Genomic DNA, 21,401 nt, shown 5'->3' with positions numbered 1-21,401 from the left:
GAGTGCTAAATTGAACCCAGCCCGGTTACCGGGATGGCAGTTAAGGAGGGGAAACCCATGAGCAAGAGCCTGGCCCTGATGCCGATTGTCCCGCGGGGCAGTCTGGAGGCCTACGTCGCCACCATCAACAACATCCCGTTGCTGACGGCAGAAGACGAGCATGCCCTTGCGGTGCGTTACACCGCCGAAGGTGATCTCGATGCCGCCAAGCAGCTGGTGCTGTCGCATCTGCGCTTTGTCGTGCATATCGCCCGGTCCTACAACGGTTACGGCCTGCCGCAGGGCGACCTGATTCAGGAAGGCAATATCGGCCTGATGAAAGCGGTCAAACGCTTCAACCCGGACGTCGGTGTCCGCCTGGTGTCGTTTGCCGTGCACTGGATCAAAGCCGAAATTCACGAATACGTGCTGAAGAACTGGCGCATCGTCAAAGTGGCCACCACCAAGGCCCAGCGCAAACTGTTCTTCAATCTGCGCCGCAACAAAACCGGCTTGAACTGGCTGACCGCCGATGAAACCGCCGCGGTTGCCAAAGAGTTGAAAGTGCCGGAAGCGGAAGTGCGTCGGATGGAAGCGCGCTTGTACTCGCGCGATGCCAGCTTCGATGCGCCGAGCGACAGTGACAACGACGACGTGTTTGCCCCGGAACATTATCTGGAAGACAACCGTTACGATCCGGCCCGCGCGCTGGAAGAAGGCCAGTATCAGGCCCGTCAGGAAGATCTGCTGCTCGATGCGATGACCTCGCTGGATGAGCGCAGCAAGATGATCCTGAAGCGGCGCTGGCTGGACGACAACAAAGCCACGCTGCAGGAATTGGCCGATGAATACGGCGTCTCAGCCGAGCGCATCCGGCAAATCGAAAACAACGCGATGAAGAAGCTGAAGACCGCGATACTCGCAGCCTGAGCCCAGCTTTTTAACGCAAAAAAAACAGCCGCTGATGCGGCTGTTTTTGTTTTTGGTGCAAGCCGGTTCCGGCAGTGCGCCGCCTGTGGCCTAACTCAAATGGCGCGCAGTTTGCGTTGCCGCCCTACCATGGCCAACAGGCCGAGGCTCAGCAGCAACATGGTTGCCGGTTCCGGTACCCGGATGTCCTGCACGGTGATCAGGATGTGAATTTCATCGACACCGCGACCACCCAGATTGCTCCAGCCAACACCGCCGCCGTTGAAGAAGCCGCCATCCCACGGGTCGCTAAAATAGCTCGGGAAATAGTTGAACATGTCGCCATCGACCAGCAGCACGCTGTCGATGAACATGCTGAGCACTGCAGATTGAACCGAAACGTTGCCAATGACATCGAGCACGTCCGGGCCGATGTTGACGTAGCCGGTTTCCCCCAGAATCGGGTAGATGTCGCCATCAGCCATGATGATGACTTCGAGCGCATGCAGCCCGCCGCCGAGATCCCACTGTGTTTCATTGATACGCAAACCGATTTGATTGCCATCGTTGGTGGTGCGGGTGAATGACTCCCACAGACCGTCGAAGGTGATGGGGTCGGCGCTGGAGTTGCCGCTGTCGGACAGCAGATTCAGGCTATAGGTACTGCCGGGGACAATCAGATCGGCCTTGGCCGGCAGCGCCACGGTGGCGCTCAGGACCAGGGCCACTGCCAACAGAAAACGCGGCAGTCCGTGATGCGTTTGCTTCATGTCGTGCTCCTTCACTTGTGGGGGAAAGCCGCGACAGCGCTGCATAAACCGTACTCAATTCAAGCAACAGCAACGAGATCAATGACTTGGCGTGTTCTGCCCACATCAGCGGGCCAGGTCTGTATAAAAATTAGACAGTGATTGTAAAGTCCATGGACGACCAAGCCTCCGATGCAGCGCCGACGCAACTCCCACTCAGCTGCGACGCAGCGCCAATTTAGCGCCGACGCAGCAGCGCGGCCTGCACGGCTACCGCCGCCAGCAAGGCCGGCAGGAAGCTCAGCAAGCCCAGGCGCGGCAAAAGCAACGCCGCCAGCACGAAGAACAGCCAAAGCCCGTACAGGCCGGTGATCATGCCGCGCAGCAGGGCCGTGGCCTGGCCGGCGCCACCGCCACGCGCGGCGAAAGCGCCGAGCACGCTGCCGGCGACCGGAAACAGGGTCAGCAAACCGGACCAGCCCGGGCCGAGCCAGTCGGCGACCGTGGTCAGCAGCCAAACCAGCATTGCGGCACTGCCAAGCCGCCAGAACAGTTCGCTGCGCGGGACTGGCTGCGGCGCGTGATCGATCACGAGTTGCGGAAACGCCCGTGGCGCGAGCGTGATGACCAGCACGCTCAGCATCGCCGCCAACGGCAAGCTGATCGGCAGTAATCGCAAGAGGCTGGCGACGGCGACAAAGACCAGCCAGGCCAGCGGCAGACACAGCCACCAACGCAGCCGCAGCGCCAGCCAGCAAAAGCTCAGGCAATACGCACTGATGGCGAGCAGGCCATAAAGCGTCGAGATCGCCGACTGGGCAGCAAACGCCACGCCTTGCTCAAGCGCCAGAAACAGCAGGATCGGCCCGGCGACAATCGGAAAGCCGGCCAGGATGCCGGCGACGCGACTGCCCCAGCGGGCGCCCGCCAGACTGATCAGCAAAATCAGCGTGGGTACCAGCGTCAGTTTCAGCAGCAGCAACATCAGACTGTCCGGGCGAGAAAAGCGGGCCGCAGTCTAGCCGATGTTTGCCGCTGCCAGACTGACGGAATATGAGGACCGGAAACAATTGCTTACGGCGGCCGTGACTTGTGGCACTAGGATGCCGCCGCGCATTCAGACAGGATTCATGCTGTCCGGGCAGTATGCAGCGGCACCGATGCGCGTGACCGACGCTGCAGACAACCGCAGCGATTGCGCCATTCCAATGAACGGCGCAAATGAACAGCACCGATGAACCGTACCAATGAAAAACACCGATAAACGAAACCACTGGCAATTACCGCCACTGACGAACAACGCCACTGATTCAACAAAGGAAAAGCAAATGAAACGGAACCGGTTAGCTGCGATGACCGTATTGGCAACCCTGATTGGCACCGCCAGTGCCGCCGAAACCCTGAGCAATCGCTTTGCCGGCACCAGCTATCCCGGCGCCGAAGCGGCCAGCAAAATGTTGCTGCAGCCGGATTTGAACGAGAAGGAAGTGTCGTTCTGGTTCGGTCGGCTGGCGGAGCGTCACGATGATCTCGAGACCGCGGTCGATACGCTGGAAGATATCGTTGATGACAAGCCGGACAACGTCATCGCCTTGCTGCGTTTCGCTCAGGCCAGCTGCATGCTGGCGGGTCATCCCGACACCGGCATGTTGAGCAAGGCTGGACTCGCCGGCGATTGCCGCGATTCTTACGAGAAAGTCACCCAGCTCGATCCGAAACAATTGCCGGCCTGGCAAGGCTTGTTCGATTTTTATCGCATGGCGCCCGGCATTGTCGGCGGCGGTGTCGACAAGGCGGAAAAAGTGATTGGCAAAATCGCCGCGCTGGATCCGGCCGAAGGCGAGCTGGCACAGGCCAGTCTGGCCTTGCAGCAGGAGCAGATTGCCGCGATGCGCGACCACTTCAACAAAGCGGCGAGCCTGAACCCGGCCAAGGCCGACAAGTACCGCAGGCAGGAAGCGCTGGCACTCATGAACGCCGAGCAATTTCCGGCGGCTTACGAACTGCTGCTGAAGCTGCGCGACAGCAATGACGATCCGGCGCAGGTGCAATACCAGCTTGGCCGCATTGCGGTATTGGCCAAGCAGGCGGACTGGTATGTCGATGCCGAGCAACAGCTGCAGGCCTATCTGGCCCGCACCGATTTGACCAGTGAACACCCGACCAAGGCCTGGGCCTCGTTCCGACTCGGCCAGCTGTACGAATTGATGGGCAAGGCCGAGCAGGCCAAGGCGAGCTTTCAGGCCGCCGCCCGCCAGCAACCGGATGACCGCCTGAAAGGTGAGCTGAAGAAAAAGGCGATAAAGGTCTAAGCCGCAACGGCCTAAAAATAGGAACGCATGCACCAGAAGAGCGGCAGGGTTTGGACTACGCTTGAGCCACGTCCAAGCCCGCCGAGGCCTGCGTCATGATTGCCCGAACCCTCGCTCTTCGATCACTCCTCCCCAGTTTGCTGCTGCTGCTCGCCGCCTGTTCCGGCGAAGCGCCGCCGGACAAGGCGCCGGTTGGCGCCGAGCCGGCCGGCGATGACGCGGTTGCTCAAGCCGAGTCGACCCCGGCGGTGACCGGCGACTGCCAGCTGGTCATGGGCTGGGACCCGTATGAGCCGTATCAATATGCCGATCAGGACGGCACGGTGCGTGGCCTCGATGTCGAGCTGGTCAGTGAAATGGCCAAGCAGGCCGGTTGCTCGCTCAGTTTCGTCCAGAAGGATTGGTCGGGGCTTATCAGCGATCTGCGGGCCGGCACCGTCAGTGTGCTGGCCGGCGCCTCGAAAGTGGCCGAACGGGAAAGCTTTGCCCTGTTCTCGCAGCCCTACCGGCAGGAAATGTTTGCGCTGTATGTGCGCGCGGGCGAGCAGGACAAGTGGCAGGGCGATTCGCTGGCCGAGTTGGTTGGCCCGGCGAAGAAAATGCGTATCGGCATTACCGACGGTTACGTCTACGGCCCGGACATTGACCAGCTGCTGGACGATGCCGCTCTCGGCAAGCAATTTGTGTCGGCGCCATTCAGCGAGGCGCATGCCGCCAATCTGCTGGACCGGAAAATCGACGGCATGCTGGAAGACCCCTTTGTCGCCACCGCGATGATCCGGCGCAAGAGTTTGTCTGATGACATCAACCGTGCCGATCTGCAAATCAAGACCGGCGATGTCAGTCTGATGTTCAGCAAGGCCAGTGTGGCGCCGGATACGGTCAAGGCGTTTGATGCCGCGCTGGCGGCCATGCGTGCCGACGGTCGCTATCAGCAGATATTGAAACGCTATTTGCCGTGAGCCGACAGGCTTGCGTAGTGAACAAGAAAAAGCCCGCTCAACGCGGGCTTTTTCTTTTGCTCAAAGTGCGCCCTGACCGCGCAGCAAATCGATCCAGTCGCAGTGAAACTGCGCTTCCGGCACGCCGCGCAGCAGGTAGTTCTGGTAGATGGCTCGTGCCATGGCTTCGGAACCGCTGACGAACACTTCAAACGCGTTCAGATCCGGGTGCTCCGCAGCGGCGAGCAGATGCGGGAAGCCGGTCGCGCCGGTCCAGTCGGCATCGGGGTGGCTGAGCACCGGCGTGTACCGCAGCTGCGGATGTTGTGCCGCCAAATTGAGCAATTGCCGATGCCAGTACAAACCGGTGGTGGTTTGCGCGCCCCAATACAGATGCAGTGCCCGCGTTTCGGCGCGCGCCAGTGACGACTCAATCAGCGCCTTCATTGGCGCAAAACCGGTGCCGCCGGCCAGCAGCAGCAAGGGCTTGTCATTGTTCGGCAACCGGCACTGACCAAACGGCAATTCAATGGTGACCACGCTGCGGGTTTGCAGATGGCGTATCACTTCGCGGGCTGAGGTGTGCTCGGCAACCGCGCGGATATGCAGCTCGAGCTGATCGGTCTGCTCCGGCGCGCTGGCAATGGAAAATGCCCGCGCCGTCGTACCCGAACCGGTCGGCTCCGGCATATGCAATTGCAAATACTGGCCGGCATGAAAATCGACCCGCGTGTGTGCCGGCAATTGCAACAGCACCCGCCAGGTATCATCGGTCAGCGCCGTCAACGACTGCACCGCACAACTGATTTTTTTCACGGCAAATTCACCGGGGGCGCGGACATCGTGCCATTCCACGTGGGCGTCACTGGTCGGAATGGCCTGACAGAGCAGGACATAGCCGTCGGCAATTTCCTGCTCAAACAGACCATAAGGTTTTACGTCGTCTTCGTAGATCAGCGTGCCGCTCAGCACGCGACCGCGACATATGCCACAAGCGGCTTGCTGGCAGGCAAACGGTGCGTCATAGCCGAGCCGCAGCGCGGCAGCGAGCACGCTCTCACCGGGCTGCACCGCCAGAACATGGCCGCTCGGCTGCAAGGTGACGCGAAAATGTGTGCTCACCTTATTCAAGACCGAGCTGTGCCCACAGGGCGTCGACTTTTTGTTTCACGTCGGTCGACATCGCAATCGGTGCGCCCCATTCACGGCTGGTTTCGCCCGGCAGTTTGTTGGTCGCATCAATACCCATCTTTGAACCAAGGCCGGACACCGGTGAAGCGAAATCGAGGTAATCGATAGGCGTGTTGTCGACCAGCAAGGTATCGCGACTCGGATCGACCCGGGTGGTCAGCGCCCAGATGACGTCGTTCCAGTCGCGGGCGTTGACATCGTCATCGGTGACGATGATGAATTTGGTGTACATGAATTGGCGCAGGAAACTCCACACGCCCATCATCACCCGCTTGGCGTGGCCGGGATATTGTTTCTTCATCGTCACCACAGCGAGCCGATATGAACAGCCTTCCGGTGGCAGATAGAAGTCGGTGATTTCCGGAAATTGTTTGCGCAGAATCGGCACGAACACTTCGTTCAACGCGACGCCGAGCACGGCCGGCTCATCCGGCGGCCGACCGGTGTAGGTTGAGTGGTAGATCGGATCCTTGCGCATCGTGATCCGCTCAATGGTGAACACCGGAAAACTTTCCACTTCGTTGTAATAACCGGTGTGATCGCCGAACGGGCCTTCCGGCGCCATGTCGTTGTGATAGATAAAACCTTCCAGGACAATCTCGGCCGACGCGGGCACCTGCAATTCACTGCCGAGCGCTTTCACCACTTCGGTTTTCGAGCCGCGCAGCAAACCGGCAAAACCGTATTCACTGAGATTGTCCGGCACCGGTGTGACGGCGCCGAGTATGGTTGCCGGATCGGCGCCGAGTGCGACGCAAACCGGAAACGGTTGGCCCGGATTGGCTTTCTGAAATTCGAGCAGATCAAGCGCGCCGCCGCGATGAGCCAGCCAACGCATGATGACGCGATTCTTGCCAATGACTTGCTGGCGATAAATACCGAGATTCTGCCGCGGCTTGTTCGGGCCGCGAGTGATCACCAGGCCCCAGGTGATCAACGGACCGGCATCTCCGGGCCAGCAGGTTTGCACCGGAATCTTGCTCAGGTCGACCTCATCGCCTTGCCAGACAAGATCCTGACAGGGCGCGCTGCGCACTTCTTTCGGTGCCAGATTCAGCACCTGCTTCCAGACCGGCAGTTGCTCCCAGGCATCGCGCAGGCCTTTCGGTGGTTCCGGCTGGCGCAGAAACGCCAGTGTCTCGCCGACGTCGCGCAGCGCGCTGACGCTGTCCTGACCCATGCCCAGCGCGACCCGTTCTGGTGTGCCAAACAAATTGGTCAGCACCGGCATCCGGTAACCTTTGACGTTTTCGAACAACAGCGCCGGGCCGCCGGCGCGCAGCACCCGATCGCTGATCTCGGTCATTTCCAGGTAGGGATCGACTTCGGTTCGAATGCGCTTGAGCTGGCCTTTCTGTTCCAGCAGATTCAGGAAATCACGCAAATCGCGATACGCCATGGCCACTCCGCCATTCACTACGGTTCAGGGTTTGTCGGCAACGGTTTACGCACCGTTCGGCTTTGCGCCAAGTATACGTGCTGACTGGCGGCGCCGGCTCAGCGAGTCCAGACGGTCAGCCCGGCCAGTTCGCGTTCGCGCCGAGGCTGGCGGCTGGCGACTAGAAAGCTGACGACAAACATCAGGAAATTGGCCAGCAGCATCGTGTAATAGCTGTCGAATGGCGTCCGCCAGTCCGCGCCGAGCCAGCCGCGACTGGAGGCGACGGTCCAGGCGGTAAACGTCAGCGTGCAACCAATGCCAAACCAGGCCGCGCGGGCATCGCCGCGAGTGGTGAAAAAACCGAGCAGATACAGGCTGAGCAGGCCGCCGCCGAGCAGCGAGATCAGCACGGTCGAGGTGTCCTGCAAGGTTTTGGTGGTGGAGCTGTACAAGGCAATGGCGCCGACTATCATCAGCGCCGCCGCGACGACCGAGGTGATTTTGGCGACCCGCAGATGTTCCTGGTCAGTTGCCTGTGGCCGCAGATGGCGCTTGTAGAAATCGACCGAAAACACCGCCGAGATCGCATTGATGCTGGCATCGAGCGAGGACATGGCGGCGGCCAGCGCACAGGCCAGTACCAGACCGATCAAGCCGACCGGTAAATGCTGGGTGATGAACAGCGGCATGATCTGTTCGGCCTTGCGGCTGCCGTCGAGCATTGCCGCAGCGGCCGGATCCGGAAACACCTGATAGAACGCAAACAGCGCAGTGCCGAGGAACATGTAGAACGCCCAAATCGGCAGGCTCGACAGCACACAGACCAGCATGCCGATGCGGGCATCGCGCTCGGATTTGGCGGCGGCAAAACGTTGCACGGTGTTCTGGTTGCCGGTGTATTCGGTCAGCCAGGTGGCGAGCCCAAGCAGCAACAACATGCTGCCGGTTTTCTCACTCAAACTGAGCGACCAGCCGGTCGGTTGCAGGCTGCCGTTTTTCAGATCGGCAATGGCGAGCTTGCCGTGCTCATTGGCAATGGCAAGGATTTGATCGAGTCCGCCGGGCATCTGGTTGATGATGACCGTGAGGCAAATCACGCCTCCAAACGCCAACAACGTGGTCTGGACCACGTCGGTCCAGATCACCGCGTCGATGCCGCCCTGCACGGTGTAAGCGCCGACAAACACGCCGGTGATGATCACACACCAGACCGGATCGATGCCGGTGATTTGCTGCACCAGCAACGCCAGCAGATACAGGATCGTGCTGAGCCGAACCAGCTGCGCCAGAATGAACGTGATGGCGCCGTAGCTGCGTACCGACGGTCCGTAACGCTGCTCCAGATATTCGTAGGCAGTCAGGGTTTTGCCGCGGCGAAAAAAAGGCAACACCACATAAGCGGCGAACAGCACGGCAATCGGCAACATCAGGTTTGGCAGGTAACGCAGCCAGGCCGTTTTGTAGGCATCGGCCGGGTAGGCGACAAAGGTCACCGAACTGATCGAGGCGCCAACCATCGACAAACCAAGAATCCAGCCACGAAAACTGCGACCACCGACGAAATACTCTTCAGTGGTCGTGTTGCGCTTGGAAAAGTACCAGCCCATGGCCTGCATGCCGAGCAGGTAGGCGACGATGATGGCTGCATCGAGCCAGTGCAGGTGCATCGAAAGACTCCGTGATTAAGCGGTTGCCGATGAGCGCTCAGGCGCCGCAGCACTTCTTGTATTTTTTACCGGAGCCGCACGGGCAGGGATCATTGCGACCGATTTTCTCGACCCGGATCGGCTGCTTGCGCCAGCTCGACGGATGTTCGGCAAAATAGTCGCTGGCAGCCTGCAGTTGCATCGGCAAGGACTCGGTAATGACTTTGCGCTGGTCATAACGCAGCGGCGATTCATCCGGATTGTCGCTGCGCAGATCCTTGCCATGACCGAGCGAGAAAATCGCCAACAGCAAATCCTCGATGCCTTCGTTGCTGTCGCCGGCTTTTTCGTAATCGGCAGCCAGGAACTCGACGCCAGCGCTGAAGCCTTCGGCCCAACCGGCGCCATAGCTGGCTTCCAGTTGTTGCTGCATCTCTGCATTCCAGGCTTCGTCGTCACCGGCTTCCATCAGAATCGGCGTGTACAGATATTCGCTGTCACCCCAGAACTGGTTATTGATATCGATCCAGCGCCGCAGCAGCAGATGGAAATACCGTTCGCCGACTGTCTTGTCGGCAAATTCCGGCAGGGCGCCGCCGAAAATCAGCGGCAGAAAATCGCTCGGATCGAGCCGGGCGGCTGCCAGCGCCAGCGCGCACATCAGGCCATCAGTCGCTTCGATGGTCATGCCGTTTTCCGGATAGTGCTCGGAAAAGGTCAGCTGTTCGAGTTCGGCCAGTTCTTCATCGGTAAACGGGGCCAGCATGGCTTCAGTGGTGGTGGTCATCGCAGTCGCTCACACGAAAAATCAGAAAACGGAAACGGGTGGTTCGGCGTCACAAATGCAACAGGCCCCGCAGGGCCTGTGATGCAAAAATAAACGCGCTTACTGACGCTTCATCATGTCGAAGAATTCGTCGTTGGTCTTGGTCAGGCCGAGCTTGTCAGCGAGGAATTCCATGGCGTCGATGTCCTGCATCGGCGCCATGATCTTGCGCAGAATCCACATCTTCTGCAGCTCGACTGGATTGGTGATGAGTTCTTCCCGACGGGTGCCCGAACGGTTGAAGTTGATCGCCGGCCAGATGCGCCGTTCGGCGATCTTGCGGTCGAGATGCAACTCCATGTTGCCAGTGCCTTTGAATTCTTCGTAGATCACTTCGTCCATCTTCGAACCGGTATCAACCAGCGCGGTGGCGATGATGGTCAGGCTGCCACCTTCTTCGATGTTGCGGGCGGCACCGAAGAAACGCTTCGGTTTTTGCAGCGCGTTGGCATCGACACCACCGGTCAGGACTTTGCCGGACGATGGAATGACGGTGTTGTAGGCGCGAGCCAGACGGGTGATCGAGTCGAGCAGAATGACCACGTCTTTTTTGTGCTCGGCGAGCCGCTTGGCTTTTTCGATGACCATTTCAGCGACCTGAACGTGGCGGGTGGCCGGTTCGTCGAAGGTCGAGGCGACCACTTCACCGCGCACGCTGCGCTGCATTTCGGTGACTTCTTCCGGCCGTTCGTCGATCAGCAGCACGATCAGCGTCACTTCCGGATGGTTGGCGGTGATGGCGTGGGCGATGTTCTGCAGCATCATCGTTTTACCGGCTTTCGGCGGCGCGACGATCAGGCCGCGCTGACCTTTGCCGATCGGCGCGCACAAATCGATGATGCGCGCGGTCATGTCTTCGGTGGAGCCGTTGCCGCGCTCCAGCCGCAGCCGCTGGTTCGGGTGCAGCGGCGTCAGGTTCTCAAACAGGATTTTGTTCTTGGCGTTTTCCGGTTTGTCGTAGTTGATGTGGTCAACTTTCAGCAGCGCGAAATAGCGTTCGCCTTCTTTCGGCGAGCGGATTTGGCCAAAAATGGTGTCGCCGGTGTGCAGATTGAAGCGGCGGATTTGGCTTGGCGAAACGTAAATGTCGTCAGGGCCGGCCAGGTAGGAACCGTCAGCGGAGCGCAGAAAACCGAAGCCGTCCGGCAGGATTTCCAGCACGCCATCGCCGTAAATGGCCTCGCCGTTCTTGGCGTGGTTCTTCAGGATGGCGAAGATGATGTCTTGTTTGCGCTGTCGCGCCGTGCCTTCGAGGTTGAAGGTCATGGCGATGTCGCTGAGTTCTTGGGCAGATTTTTTCTTGAGTTCGGTCAGATTCATGGGCGGGCGCTGTTTTCACAGATCGGGGGCGTCGTGCTGACTACGGTGTGCGATGCAAGAAATGATCGGCTACCGGCAGCGAGGCCGAGAAGGTTTCAGTGCGGGATTGTTGTCGTATGGGCGGTGGCTGAAAGTGCCACCGGTGCTCAAAATAGCATCGAACCGGTGGCGCGTCCAGCGCGGAAAACAGCAGTGACGGCCGTGGCCGGCCGTCAGGTTCAGGCCAGATTGCTGTCGAGGAAGGCGGTCAGCTGTGACTTGGACAGCGCGCCGACCTTGGTCGCATGGACCTGGCCGTTCTTGAACAGCATCAGGGTCGGGATGCCGCGGATGCCATACTTCGGCGGTGTCGCGGCATTCTCGTCGATGTTAAGCTTGGCGACCTTGAGCCGACCGGCGTAATCGGTCGAGATCTCGTCCAGGATGGGCGCGATCATGCGGCACGGGCCACACCATTCGGCCCAATAGTCGACCAACACCGGGGTATCCGACTTGAGTACTTCGGCTTCAAAGCTGGCGTCGCTCAGATAGACAATATTCTGGCTCATGGGAAAAACTCTCCTAATCAAGTCGGGAAGTGACCGAATCAATACGTGACAAGGTTGGCGGATCATCCGTCGAAACCCTGTTTTTTGGCAACTGCCACACTGCAATCGACGGCCGCGCAAGCCGCGCCCGTCAGCTAATTTGGATAGTATGAGCACACATCTTACCGATATTCATTTTTCCTCGCTTGGCCTGCACCCTGCCCTGCTGAAAGCCCTGGACGACATGGGCTACGACCGTTGCACCCCCATCCAGGCCGCGACCCTGCCCAAGCTGCTGGCTGGCCACGACATTGCCGGCCAGGCCCAGACCGGCACCGGCAAGACCGCGGCCTTCCTGCTGGCAACCTTCAACGACCTGCTGACGCTGCCGGAAATCCAGGGCCGCCGCCGCAACGAGCCGCGCGCGCTGATCATGGCGCCGACCCGGGAGCTGGCCATCCAGATCTACAACGACGGCCTGAAGCTGGCCGCCCAGACCGAGCTGCGGTTGACCGTGGTCTATGGCGGCGCCGGCTATGAAGAGCAGCGCAAGAGCATCGAGAACGGCGTCGACGTGCTGATTGGCACCACCGGCCGGTTGATCGACTACTACAAGCAGGGCGTCTACGGCCTCGAAGCCATCGACGTGGTCGTGCTCGACGAAGCCGACCGCATGTTTGATCTGGGTTTCATCGCCGACATCCGTTACCTGCTGCGGAAAATGCCGCCACCGGCCGACCGGCTCAACATGCTGTTCTCGGCCACGCTGTCGCAACGGGTGCTGGAGCTCGGTTACGAGCACATGAATGATGCCGAGCACATTCAGGTCGAACGCGATCTGGTGGCCGCCGGCAATATCCGCGAAATGCTCTACTACCCGTCCAACGAAGAGCGCATTCCGCTGTTGCTCGGCCTATTCGATACGCTGACCCCGGACCGGGCGATCGTGTTCACCAATACCCGCCGGGCTGGCGAAGAAGTCTGGGCCTATCTGGCCGCATATGGCTTGAATGCCGGTTTGCTGACCGGTGATGTGCCGCAGAAAAAACGCATCGCCCTGCTCGACGAATTGAAAGACGGCAAGCTGGCCGTGTTGGTCTGCACCGATGTGGCCGGTCGCGGCCTGCACATCGAAGGCGTCAGCCACGTGTTCAATTACGATCTGCCGGACGATCCGGAAGATTACGTCCACCGCATCGGCCGTACCGCCCGCGCTGGCGCCGAAGGCGATGCCATCAGCTTTGCCAGCGAAGAAACGGCGATCAATCTGCCGGCCATTGAAAACTACATCGAGCACAAATTGCCGACCAGCGCGATCACCGCCGATCTGCTGCGCGAGCCGGTCTCGCCGCAACACATGATCCGGATGAGCCCGGCGCATCGCGAAAACAAACCGCATCGACGCGGTGGTCCGCGCGGCGCCCGGCCGAGTGGCAGCCGCCACGGTCGTCGCTGAGCGTTGCGCCGTTAAATGCCGCGCAGCAGTCTGAAGGATGATCCGCCGCGCTTTGATGTGGTTGCGGCGGTCGATCTCGGCTCCAACAGTTTTCACATGAGTGTCGCCCGCGTGGTCGACGGTGGTCTGCAGACCATCGGCCGGATCAAGGAGCGAGTGCAGCTGGCGGCCGGTCTGTACGATGGCAAGCAACTGTCCGAAGATGCCATCCAGCGTGGCGTCGATTGCCTGAAAGTGTTTGGCCAGCGTCTGCACGGCATGCATCCGGAGGCGGTGCGCGCGGTCGGCACCAACACGCTGCGGTTGGCGAAAAACGCCCCGGAATTTCTCCAGCGCGCCGAAGAAGTGCTCGGCTTCCCGATTGAAGTGATCGCCGGCAAAGAAGAAGCCCGGCTGATTTACGCCGGTGTGGCTCACACCCGCGCTGACAAGGAACGGCGGCTGGTGATCGATATCGGTGGCGGTTCCACCGAAATCATCATCGGCACCGGCTTCAACGCCCAGTTGCTTGACTCACTGCAAATGGGCTGCGTGTCGTTTGAGCGCAAATTCTTCCCCGGCGGCGAACTCAGCAAGGCCAAATTCAAGGCGGCCCAGACCCAGTGCTATCTCGAGCTGCAAACCATCGAGCAGCGTTACCGCAAACTCGGTTGGCAGCTGGCCATCGGCAGTTCCGGCACCATCATCAGCATTGCCGAGATCCTGCGCAGCCGGCACGATGACGAATACATCACGCTGTCGCGTCTGCATGCATTGCGCGATGAAATCCTCGAGGCCGGCAGCGTCGAGCGGATCAAATTGCCCGGCCTGAGCGACGATCGCCGGGCGATCTTCGCGCCGGGTCTGGCCATCCTGCTGTCCTGCTTTGAAATTCTCGGTATCGAAAAAATGCAGGCCACCGAAGCGGCCTTGCGCGAAGGCTTGCTTTACGAGCTGGTCGGCCGGTTCAGTCATCTCGATGTGCGCGAGCGCAGCATTTACGGCCTGGTGCACCGCCACCAGCTGGATCGCGAACAAGCCGAACGGGTTCGTGACACCGCCTTGTCGTTATACAAACAGGTCGCCAGCGATTGGCACTTGGACGAGCCGGAATTGCAGGCGCTGTTTGGCTGGGCGGCAATCGTTCACGAAATCGGTTTGATGATCAGCTATGGCCAGATGCACAAGCACGGCGCCTATGTGCTGACCCACAGCGATATCGACGGTTTTTCCCAGCAAGAGAAGCAGTTGCTGGCGCTGCTGGTGCGCGCCCACCGACGCAAATTCCCGGATGAGGAATTTGCCTCTGTTCCGAAATACTGGCGGGTTAAAGCACGCCGGCTGGCGCGGCTGCTACGGTTGGCTGCGCTCTTGCATCACCGCCGTACCGACGAGCCGCTGCCAAAAATCAAACTGGACGTGGAACGGGAAATCCTGCGACTGCAATTTCCGAAAGGCTGGCTGGATACCCATACGCTGATGCGCGCCGATCTGGAACAGGAAAAGATCTACAGCGACGAGGCGAAATTGCCGTTTGAGTTTGGTTGACGCCGATAAACCGAAAAAAAAAATCGCGCCCATGGGCGCGATTTTTTTTGATGTTGCGTTCAGTCGACGATGCTGACGACCTTGCCGTCCTGGAACTGGACGAGCTTGGTGTTGAACTTGTTGTGCCAGTATTTCCAGCTATCGCTGTCGGTATTGAGTGTGCCGATACCCGGCGGGTAACCGCGCGCCACCAACACTTCGGCCTTGGTCATGCCTGGCTTGACGTCACCGAGCTTGATGCCTTGCTGGCCCAGCGCACTGAATTTGCTCAGATCAACCGGGCTGGCACCAAGCAGCCGGCGCTTGATTTCAGCCATCGGTTGCTTGGAATGCTTCTCGATGTTGACGACGGTAAACTTGACATTGCCATCCAGCAAGGTCAGTTCCAGTTCATCGCTGTCTTCATCATCAATCCGGACTTTGCTGTTGACCGGCACCAGCAAGTCAACCGCGTAGTTTGTGGTCGCACTCTTGCCTTTGAACAACCAGATATTGTGCTGGGTGTAGTAAACCGTGTCATCGGCGCTGACCAATGCCGATGCAAAGAGCGTCAGTACGGCGACCATGCTGTTACGTAAGAAATCCATATCCACCTCTGCTAAATGAATGCCGGCCGCGAGCATAACGAGTTTCGGTTGGCAACGGCAATACTGGCCGGCTATTCCACCCGCTGGGCATCCCGCAGCATCAAATCGCTGACATCAGACAGCACCTGTGACAGTGGCACGCTGCCCGGCGCCATCAAATAACGCTCTTCCCAGTGCGGTTCGAATTGCTGTTTGAAGTGACGCACTTCTTCCGGCTTTTCGACACTGCGGCTATGCAGGAACAGGGTCCGGCCGATGCGGCTCCACAGCGCGGCCAGCGGGTGATCGGTCCAATCCTGGACCGGCACCAGACCGAGGCAGAACCGGCGATAGTTTTGCTGTTTGGCCCACTGCATCAATTCGACATACAGCCAGGTGACCCAGTCAGCCGGCAAGTCGCTGCGATGACGCAGCAGATCAATGGCGAGTTCGTTGTGCTGGCCGCTGCACAGCAAGGACGCGAAGGCCACGAGTTGCTCGCCACGACCCGGCTCGCTACGGCCAGGCTCTGTGCGGAAAACCAGCGCGTGCGGCAGTTGCATCAGGTAATTGGCGTCGAAGTGACCGACCGCAAAACCGCGCTCGCCGGTGGCACGGCTGGCCAGCCATTCGTCCGACACTTCTTTCATTTGCGGCAGCCAGGCCGCGACTTCGCGCGCACTCAATACCTGCACCCGCAGGCCACTGCTGGCAACGCTGTGATGCAATGCGGTCACGGCCGGATTCAGGTGCCGACTGTCGTCCAGATTCAGCACGGCCTCTTCGCCGAGTTTGTGCGGAATGAGACCGAGATCAAAATAACGCGGTAGCGCATCCGGCCGGGCCATGAACACCACTGGTCGTGCCCGGTGCTGATCGCAGAGTTCGCGGAATTGCCAGAGTAATTCTTCGTATTCGTCGTCAGCGCCCATCGGGTCGCCGAGCGCAACCAGGCTGCGATCCTGAGCAACGTACATCAGCAGCGCGCTGCGATCGGTGCTGACCACAAAACGCTTGTCGCCGAGCAGCGCCAATTGCGACAGCGCCTGGGCGCTGCCATGCACGATGGCGCGGATCTGTTCGGCGGTGGCGGCGGCAATGGGCACGCGCCGCGCCGGTCGGAACACCCGCGCCAATGCCAGCAGAACAAAACCGAGCGGTATCGTCAGCAGTGCCCGCAGGCTGCGCGCCTGTTCGTTTTGCAAGGCGACTTGCCACCACGGCTCCAGATCGGTCGGGATGTGTCGGTACGAGAAATAGGTCAGCCAGATGCTGATCGCAATGACGCTGCCAATGGCGACCAGCCAGGCATTGCCAAACGGCGAGCGCGAAACCGAACGGCGACGGGTGAAGTGAATGCCGGAAGGCAGCAGCGCCAGCCAAATCAGCAACAGGAAAATCGCCACTTCATATTGCAAACCTTTGGCGACGGCGAGTATGGCAGCGAGCGGCAAAATCTTGGTTGCCAGTTCGAAGCCGTTGCGGCTGTGCCGGAGCAGGCTGCGCGCCAGCAGCAGCAACGATACCGCCGCCAGCGCGGCGAGAAAGTGAGTGGCTTCGAGCAGCCACAGCGGCAACAGCTCGGTCAAGGTCAGCAGCCGCTTGGCACCGGTCGGGGTCGCGCCGGAGAACAGCAAAATGGCGCCGCCGAGAAACACCGCCAGCGCCAGAATGGACGCCATCAAACTGCGCGAGGCCGGCTGCAGACCTTCGCCGGCGCGCTTCAGCACCCGGAACACTTCATGACCACCGAACAGCAGCAGCGCGGTGACAAACGGCAGCAGATAATAGGTGACGCGATAGGCGACCAACGCGCCGAGCAATTGCGGCGTCGGCACGATCGGGCTCAGCAGCGCGGTGACCACCGCCTCGAACACGCCGATACCGCCCGGCACATGCAGCATGACGCCGAGAATATTGCCGGCCATGAAAATGGTCAGCACATGCAGAAAATCCGGCCGGGTATCGGGCGGCAACAAGGCATACAGCACGCTGCAGGCGAGCACCCAGTCGATTCCGGCAATCAGCAGCTGGCCGAGTGACAAACCAAAACCGGGAAAGCGGATTTCGACACCACGGATCAGCAGCGGCCGCCGCCAGAACAGCGGAATCGCCAGATACGCCAGTGCGCAGCCAATGCCAATCCATGCCATCACTTCAAACAGCGCATCACCCAGCTGAGCCGCCCAGGCGTGTTCGGCCAGCATTTCGGCCGGCAGCGTTGGCGGCGCGTACAGCAGCGCGATGCCGCCCATGGCAAACAGGCCGAGAAAAAACGTGATGCTGCAGAACATCACCAGCTGGGCGATTTCGGCCGGCTTCAAGCCCCACATCGAATACAGCCGGTAGCGCACGCTGGAGCCGGTCAGCAGCGCGAAACCGAGATTGTGGCTGAAGGTGTAACCGACAAAGGAGGCGAGCGCGATGCGCCGGTAATGCAATTTGCGCCGCAGATACATCACAGCGAGGCCGTCGTAGCAGGTCAGCAGCAGATAGCTGGCGACCGTCGAGGCCAATGCCATGCCGATCTGCCACCACGGCAGATCGTGCAGATGGGCGACGATTTCTTCGTACTTGTATTGCTGGGCGATGCGCACCAGAAAACTGATTGCAAAGACGAGCAGACCGAGACTGATCAAAGCTCCAAGCAGGGTGCGCCAACGCATCACAGCGACAACATCCTTTCAAATAGGGCAAGGTGCGACCCGGCTCGCCGGGTCGGTTCAGCCGGTCGCTTGCGCAGCCGGTTCAGGGTTTTGTGCGGGTGCTGCGGTCGGCTCCGGGCTGGCGCTGGGTTCGGCGGGCGCGGTGTCGGATTTCTGTTCCAGCAAGGTCTTCAGCTTGCGCAAACCTTTTTCGTAATCGGCGCCCAGCATGGAGTCGAACATCAAAAAGCCAAACCAGCGGCCGACCACATCATTGCCGAACTCGCTGTCGAAGCCCCAAATCACCTGGGTGCCGGCTTCCAGCGCTTCGAGTCGCATAAACGTCACGGCATCACCCTGGCCGGCGAACACCAATTTGTTGCGCACCAGCGTCGGTGGAGTCGACTCGATGATTTCCTGACTGCCGGCACCGACCGATGCGTCGTCGCTGGCCCAGCTCAATTTGGCGCCAACCCCGGTGACCGGGCCGGCAAATTCATAACGGGTATTCGGATCCAGCTCGGCCCACGGTGACCAGTCATTGAACCGCTCGAAGCTGTTGATGACGGTGAACACCTGATCCTGCGGCACGTTGATCACGATGCTGCGTTCCACGTGCGCACTGGACGGCAGCAGAAAGCCGCCGCCGAGCAGCAGCAGCGCCAGCGCGGCCAGCGTGATGGCAATGCGTTTCAGCCACACCATGTTTGCATCCCCCAAGATTCTTGTTGTTGGCGTTGGTTGCACCGGCCAGCGAAACGCCGGATGCCGGCGGCGCGGCGCTAGCGGGACTTTGCTGCGCGGCGCGTCCGGAAACGAACGGACGCTGTCATGGCGACACCCGCAGAGGATAGCGGCCAGCCGTGACCAGCGAAAGTCGGCCGCAGTAATCAGGTGTGTTGGCGCCGAGTCAAAGTGACGAATAATACGGCCGCAACAGCTGCAAGGCCTCGTGACTGTAAGCCGGATACGGGTCGTGGATGCACAGCTCACGCCGCGCCAATGCTGGCGTGGCGGCCGGTTCAGCCGTTGCTGACTTGGCCAGTGCCGGCTTGATCAGAGCAAAAATCCGCCGGGCAACCGGTTTGTCCGGTTTGGCCCGGATGTCGATTTGCTGGCAACACTGCAACGCCGCCATTGCTGCGGCCTCTTGCAGTCGCTGGTCCGCTTCAACCGGCAACAGCAACCAGAGCTGGCCGTCATCGCGCAGCCACGTGCTGGCCAGCTGCAGCAGGCTCTGCAAGGACAGGCTGTCATCGTGCCGAGCCAGATTGCGGGCCTCGTCATCAGCGCGCCAACTGGCGCTGAAAAACGGCGGATTGCTGACGATGCAGTCATAGCCGTCGCCGACGGGCGGGGCAAACTGCTGGATCGCGCCGGCATGCAAGTACAGCCGCTGCGACCACGGGCTGGCGGCGAAATTGCGCGCCGCGTCCTGACAGGCGCCGGCATCGAGTTCCACCGCGTCAATTTGCGCCTCGCTGCGCTGCGCCAGCATCAGACTGAGCAGGCCGGTGCCAGCACCGATATCCAGAATGCGGCGGGCGCCCGCCACCGGCACCAGCGCGCCGAACAGACAGGCATGGGTGGTCACCCGCATGCCGCTGTGCGCCTGCTCGACCCGGAATTGTTTGAACTGGAACCAGTCGTTGTGTTTGCGTTGCCGCATCGTGCTCTCCGCCCGCCGGCATTTTAGCGAGCCGGGCTTGCCGAGGCGAACCCGGGAGCGCACGGCCTGCGCCTGTGCCGTTGCGACAATTCGCGGCATACTGCCGGCAGTGAAAAAAGTGAGGGTGTCATGGAGTTCGTCGTTATCGCGATATTGCTGTTGCTGCTGATTGCCCTGGTGCTCAGCCTGCGACTGCGGCCACCGAGTGGTGGCGCCGACCTGCAATTGGCGCTGCGCGAATTGCAACAGCAACTGAGCCGGCTGGAGTCGGCCGACAGCCAACTGCGCAGCGAATTTGGCCTGCAGGCCGCCAGCCAGCGTCAGGAGTTGGCCGCCCAGCTTGAGTCGATGGCGCGTGGCCAGCGTGAGCAGCACGGCCAGTTCGGCCAGCAATTGACCAATCAGCTGCAGACTTTCGAGCTGCGTCTGGCCGGCATCCAGAGCGATTTGAATGTGCGCGTCGATGCGCTGCGCCAAACGGTCGATGAAAAACTCGGCAAGACCCACGAAGACGCCCGCGCCGGCCGCGAGGAAATGCAGCAGGCGCTGAATCGCTTCCGTGTCGATTTGACCGAGCAACTGAAAGCACTGAGCCAAAGCAGCGAGCAGAAACTGGAAGCGGTGCGCGCAACGGTGCAGCAGCAATTGACCGCGCTGCAAACCGACAATGGCAAAAAGCTCGACGAGATGCGGGCCACCGTTGACGAAAAACTGCAGGCAACGCTGGAAAAACGGCTCGGCGATTCCTTCAAACTGGTCAGCGACCGACTCGAACAAGTGCACAAAGGGCTCGGTGAGATGCAGACGCTGGCGTCCGGCGTTGGTGATCTGAAACGGGTGCTGACCAATGTCAAAACCCGCGGCACCTGGGGCGAGGTGCAGCTCGGCGCTCTGCTGGAACAGATTCTGGCGCCGGAGCAATACGAGGCCAATGTTGCCACCAAACCCCGCGCCAGCGAGCGGGTTGAATACGCCATCAAATTGCCGGGCCGGCAGGATGAGGGGCAGGTCTGGCTGCCGATCGATGCCAAGTTTCCCATCGAAGATTATCAGCGGCTGCTCGATGCCCAGGAGCGCGCCGACGCGGCCGGGGTCGAGGAGGCCAGCAAGCTGCTGGAAAACCGGCTGAAACTGGAGGCACGCACCATCCGGGAAAAATACGTCGCGCCGCCGCACACCACCGATTTTGCAATCCTGTATCTGCCGACCGAGAGCCTGTACGCCGAAGTGCTGCGTCGACCGGGCCTGACTGAACTGCTGCAGCGCGAACACCGTATCACCGTCGCCGGACCGACCACGCTGGCGGCCATGCTGAACTCACTGCAGATGGGTTTCAAAACGCTGGCGATCGAAAAGCGCTCCAGCGAAGTCTGGCAAGTGCTTGGCGCGGTCAAAACCGAGTTCGGCAAATTTGGCGAGGTGCTGGCCCGGACCAAAAAGAAATTGCAGGAAACGGTCAACACCATCGACAACGCCGAGACCCGCACTCGCCAGATCAGCCGAAAACTGAAAAGCGTCGAGGCCTTGCCGGCAGCGGAAGCTGCCAGTGTGCTGGGTGATAGCAGCGAACTGGACGAAGACAGTTTGCCGGAAGATGAAGGCTGAGTTTAGTCAATGACCCATCCGGAGATTGCGGTGCTGCGAAAATTCATTGGCTTCATCTTCGTCATTTGTGGTGGGCTATTAACGTTTAGTCTTGCTCTGTGGCCGTTGACAGGCAATCACGGAGCGACTTGGTTGCCCATTCTTCCTGCCAT

17 protein-coding genes and 2 pseudogenes are annotated in these 21,401 nt (G+C 60.3%); 6 read left to right on the top strand and 13 right to left on the bottom strand.

All coding sequences use genetic code 11. From position 1 onward, the window contains the following. Positions 1 to 57: 57 nt before the first annotated feature. Positions 58 to 909 carry an RNA polymerase sigma factor RpoH gene (gene rpoH, locus HPT27_RS01730; protein ID WP_172238050.1) on the top strand — a complete coding sequence of 284 codons (852 nt, stop codon included), beginning with the start codon at positions 58 to 60 and terminating at the stop codon, positions 907 to 909. Between the two features lie 95 nt (positions 910 to 1,004). On the opposite strand, the gene HPT27_RS01725 is transcribed toward rpoH, so the two are convergent. Beyond that, on the bottom strand, positions 1,005 to 1,658 hold the full coding sequence (locus tag HPT27_RS01725; protein WP_172238047.1) for a PEP-CTERM sorting domain-containing protein: 654 nt from the start codon (positions 1,656 to 1,658) through the stop codon (positions 1,005 to 1,007). Between the two features lie 217 nt (positions 1,659 to 1,875). Continuing rightward, positions 1,876 to 2,622 (bottom strand): hypothetical protein, encoded by a 747-nt coding sequence (locus tag HPT27_RS01720; RefSeq protein WP_172238044.1) that lies wholly within the window; start codon positions 2,620 to 2,622, stop codon positions 1,876 to 1,878. 343 nt (positions 2,623 to 2,965) lie between these two features. Here HPT27_RS01720 and HPT27_RS01715 point away from each other — a divergent pair, with 343 nt between their 5' ends. Together HPT27_RS01715 and HPT27_RS01710 are read left to right on the top strand one after the other, a co-directional pair. After that, a complete protein-coding gene (locus HPT27_RS01715) occupies positions 2,966 to 3,949 on the top strand; it encodes a tetratricopeptide repeat protein (RefSeq protein WP_172238041.1) in 984 nt (327 codons plus the stop codon). A 95-nt stretch (positions 3,950 to 4,044) separates the two neighbouring features. Continuing rightward, complete coding sequence (locus tag HPT27_RS01710; protein WP_172238038.1) at positions 4,045 to 4,911, top strand: substrate-binding periplasmic protein; 867 nt, start codon at positions 4,045 to 4,047, stop codon at positions 4,909 to 4,911. 60 nt (positions 4,912 to 4,971) lie between these two features. On the opposite strand, the gene HPT27_RS01705 is transcribed toward HPT27_RS01710, so the two are convergent. The 7 genes and pseudogenes from HPT27_RS01705 to trxA form a co-directional block, all read right to left on the bottom strand. After that, the gene (locus HPT27_RS01705) at positions 4,972 to 6,012 is read right to left on the bottom strand and encodes a 2Fe-2S iron-sulfur cluster-binding protein (protein WP_172238035.1); all 1,041 of its coding nucleotides are present in this window, start codon (positions 6,010 to 6,012) and stop codon (positions 4,972 to 4,974) included. 1 nt (position 6,013) lies between these two features. After that, positions 6,014 to 7,480: a 4-hydroxy-3-polyprenylbenzoate decarboxylase gene (gene ubiD, locus HPT27_RS01700; RefSeq protein WP_172238032.1), complete on the bottom strand. Its 1,467-nt coding sequence runs from the start codon at positions 7,478 to 7,480 to the stop codon at positions 6,014 to 6,016. Between the two features lie 98 nt (positions 7,481 to 7,578). Further along, complete coding sequence (locus HPT27_RS01695; RefSeq protein ID WP_172238029.1) at positions 7,579 to 9,129, bottom strand: sodium:solute symporter family transporter; 1,551 nt, start codon at positions 9,127 to 9,129, stop codon at positions 7,579 to 7,581. A gap of 37 nt (positions 9,130 to 9,166) precedes the next feature. Continuing rightward, a pseudogene (locus HPT27_RS19685) lies at positions 9,167 to 9,250 on the bottom strand (SEC-C metal-binding domain-containing protein); the annotation flags it as partial. A gap of 39 nt (positions 9,251 to 9,289) precedes the next feature. Then, positions 9,290 to 9,874 (bottom strand): annotated as a pseudogene (locus HPT27_RS19200) (UPF0149 family protein); the annotation flags it as partial. Positions 9,875 to 9,994: 120 nt separating this feature from the next. Beyond that, positions 9,995 to 11,254 (bottom strand): transcription termination factor Rho, encoded by a 1,260-nt coding sequence (gene rho, locus HPT27_RS01685; protein WP_172238026.1) that lies wholly within the window; start codon positions 11,252 to 11,254, stop codon positions 9,995 to 9,997. 218 nt (positions 11,255 to 11,472) lie between these two features. After that, positions 11,473 to 11,802, bottom strand: coding sequence for a thioredoxin TrxA (gene trxA / locus HPT27_RS01680; RefSeq protein ID WP_172238024.1), 330 nt, complete (start codon positions 11,800 to 11,802; stop codon positions 11,473 to 11,475). 148 nt (positions 11,803 to 11,950) lie between these two features. On the opposite strand from trxA, the gene rhlB reads away from it, so the two are divergent. Then, complete coding sequence (rhlB, locus tag HPT27_RS01675) at positions 11,951 to 13,237, top strand: ATP-dependent RNA helicase RhlB (RefSeq protein WP_172238021.1); 1,287 nt, start codon at positions 11,951 to 11,953, stop codon at positions 13,235 to 13,237. Positions 13,238 to 13,252: 15 nt separating this feature from the next. After that, entirely contained in the window at positions 13,253 to 14,764 is a 1,512-nt protein-coding gene (gene ppx / locus HPT27_RS01670) for an exopolyphosphatase (RefSeq protein WP_172238018.1), read from the top strand. A 59-nt stretch (positions 14,765 to 14,823) separates the two neighbouring features. On the opposite strand, the gene HPT27_RS01665 is transcribed toward ppx, so the two are convergent. The 4 genes from HPT27_RS01665 to HPT27_RS01650 all read right to left on the bottom strand — a co-directional run bounded on the left by HPT27_RS01665 (position 14,824) and on the right by HPT27_RS01650 (position 19,644). Then, positions 14,824 to 15,351: a hypothetical protein gene (locus tag HPT27_RS01665; RefSeq protein ID WP_172238015.1), complete on the bottom strand. Its 528-nt coding sequence runs from the start codon at positions 15,349 to 15,351 to the stop codon at positions 14,824 to 14,826. Between the two features lie 71 nt (positions 15,352 to 15,422). Beyond that, positions 15,423 to 17,996 carry a bifunctional lysylphosphatidylglycerol flippase/synthetase MprF gene (gene mprF / locus HPT27_RS01660; RefSeq protein WP_172238012.1) on the bottom strand — a complete coding sequence of 858 codons (2,574 nt, stop codon included), beginning with the start codon at positions 17,994 to 17,996 and terminating at the stop codon, positions 15,423 to 15,425. Between the two features lie 57 nt (positions 17,997 to 18,053). After that, on the bottom strand, positions 18,054 to 18,680 hold the full coding sequence (locus tag HPT27_RS01655) for an SRPBCC family protein (RefSeq protein ID WP_172238009.1): 627 nt from the start codon (positions 18,678 to 18,680) through the stop codon (positions 18,054 to 18,056). Between the two features lie 205 nt (positions 18,681 to 18,885). After that, a complete protein-coding gene (locus tag HPT27_RS01650) occupies positions 18,886 to 19,644 on the bottom strand; it encodes a tRNA1(Val) (adenine(37)-N6)-methyltransferase (RefSeq protein ID WP_172238006.1) in 759 nt (252 codons plus the stop codon). Between the two features lie 129 nt (positions 19,645 to 19,773). Between HPT27_RS01650 and rmuC the strand changes: the two genes are divergently transcribed. Continuing rightward, positions 19,774 to 21,249, top strand: a complete 1,476-nt coding sequence (gene rmuC / locus HPT27_RS01645) for a DNA recombination protein RmuC (protein WP_172238003.1) — start codon at positions 19,774 to 19,776, stop codon at positions 21,247 to 21,249. Positions 21,250 to 21,401 lie beyond the last annotated feature (152 nt).

This window comes from Permianibacter fluminis, assembly GCF_013179735.1.
GTDB lineage: Bacteria > Pseudomonadota > Gammaproteobacteria > Enterobacterales > Permianibacteraceae > Permianibacter > Permianibacter fluminis.
This window is presented reverse-complemented; position numbering and strand designations above follow the sequence as displayed.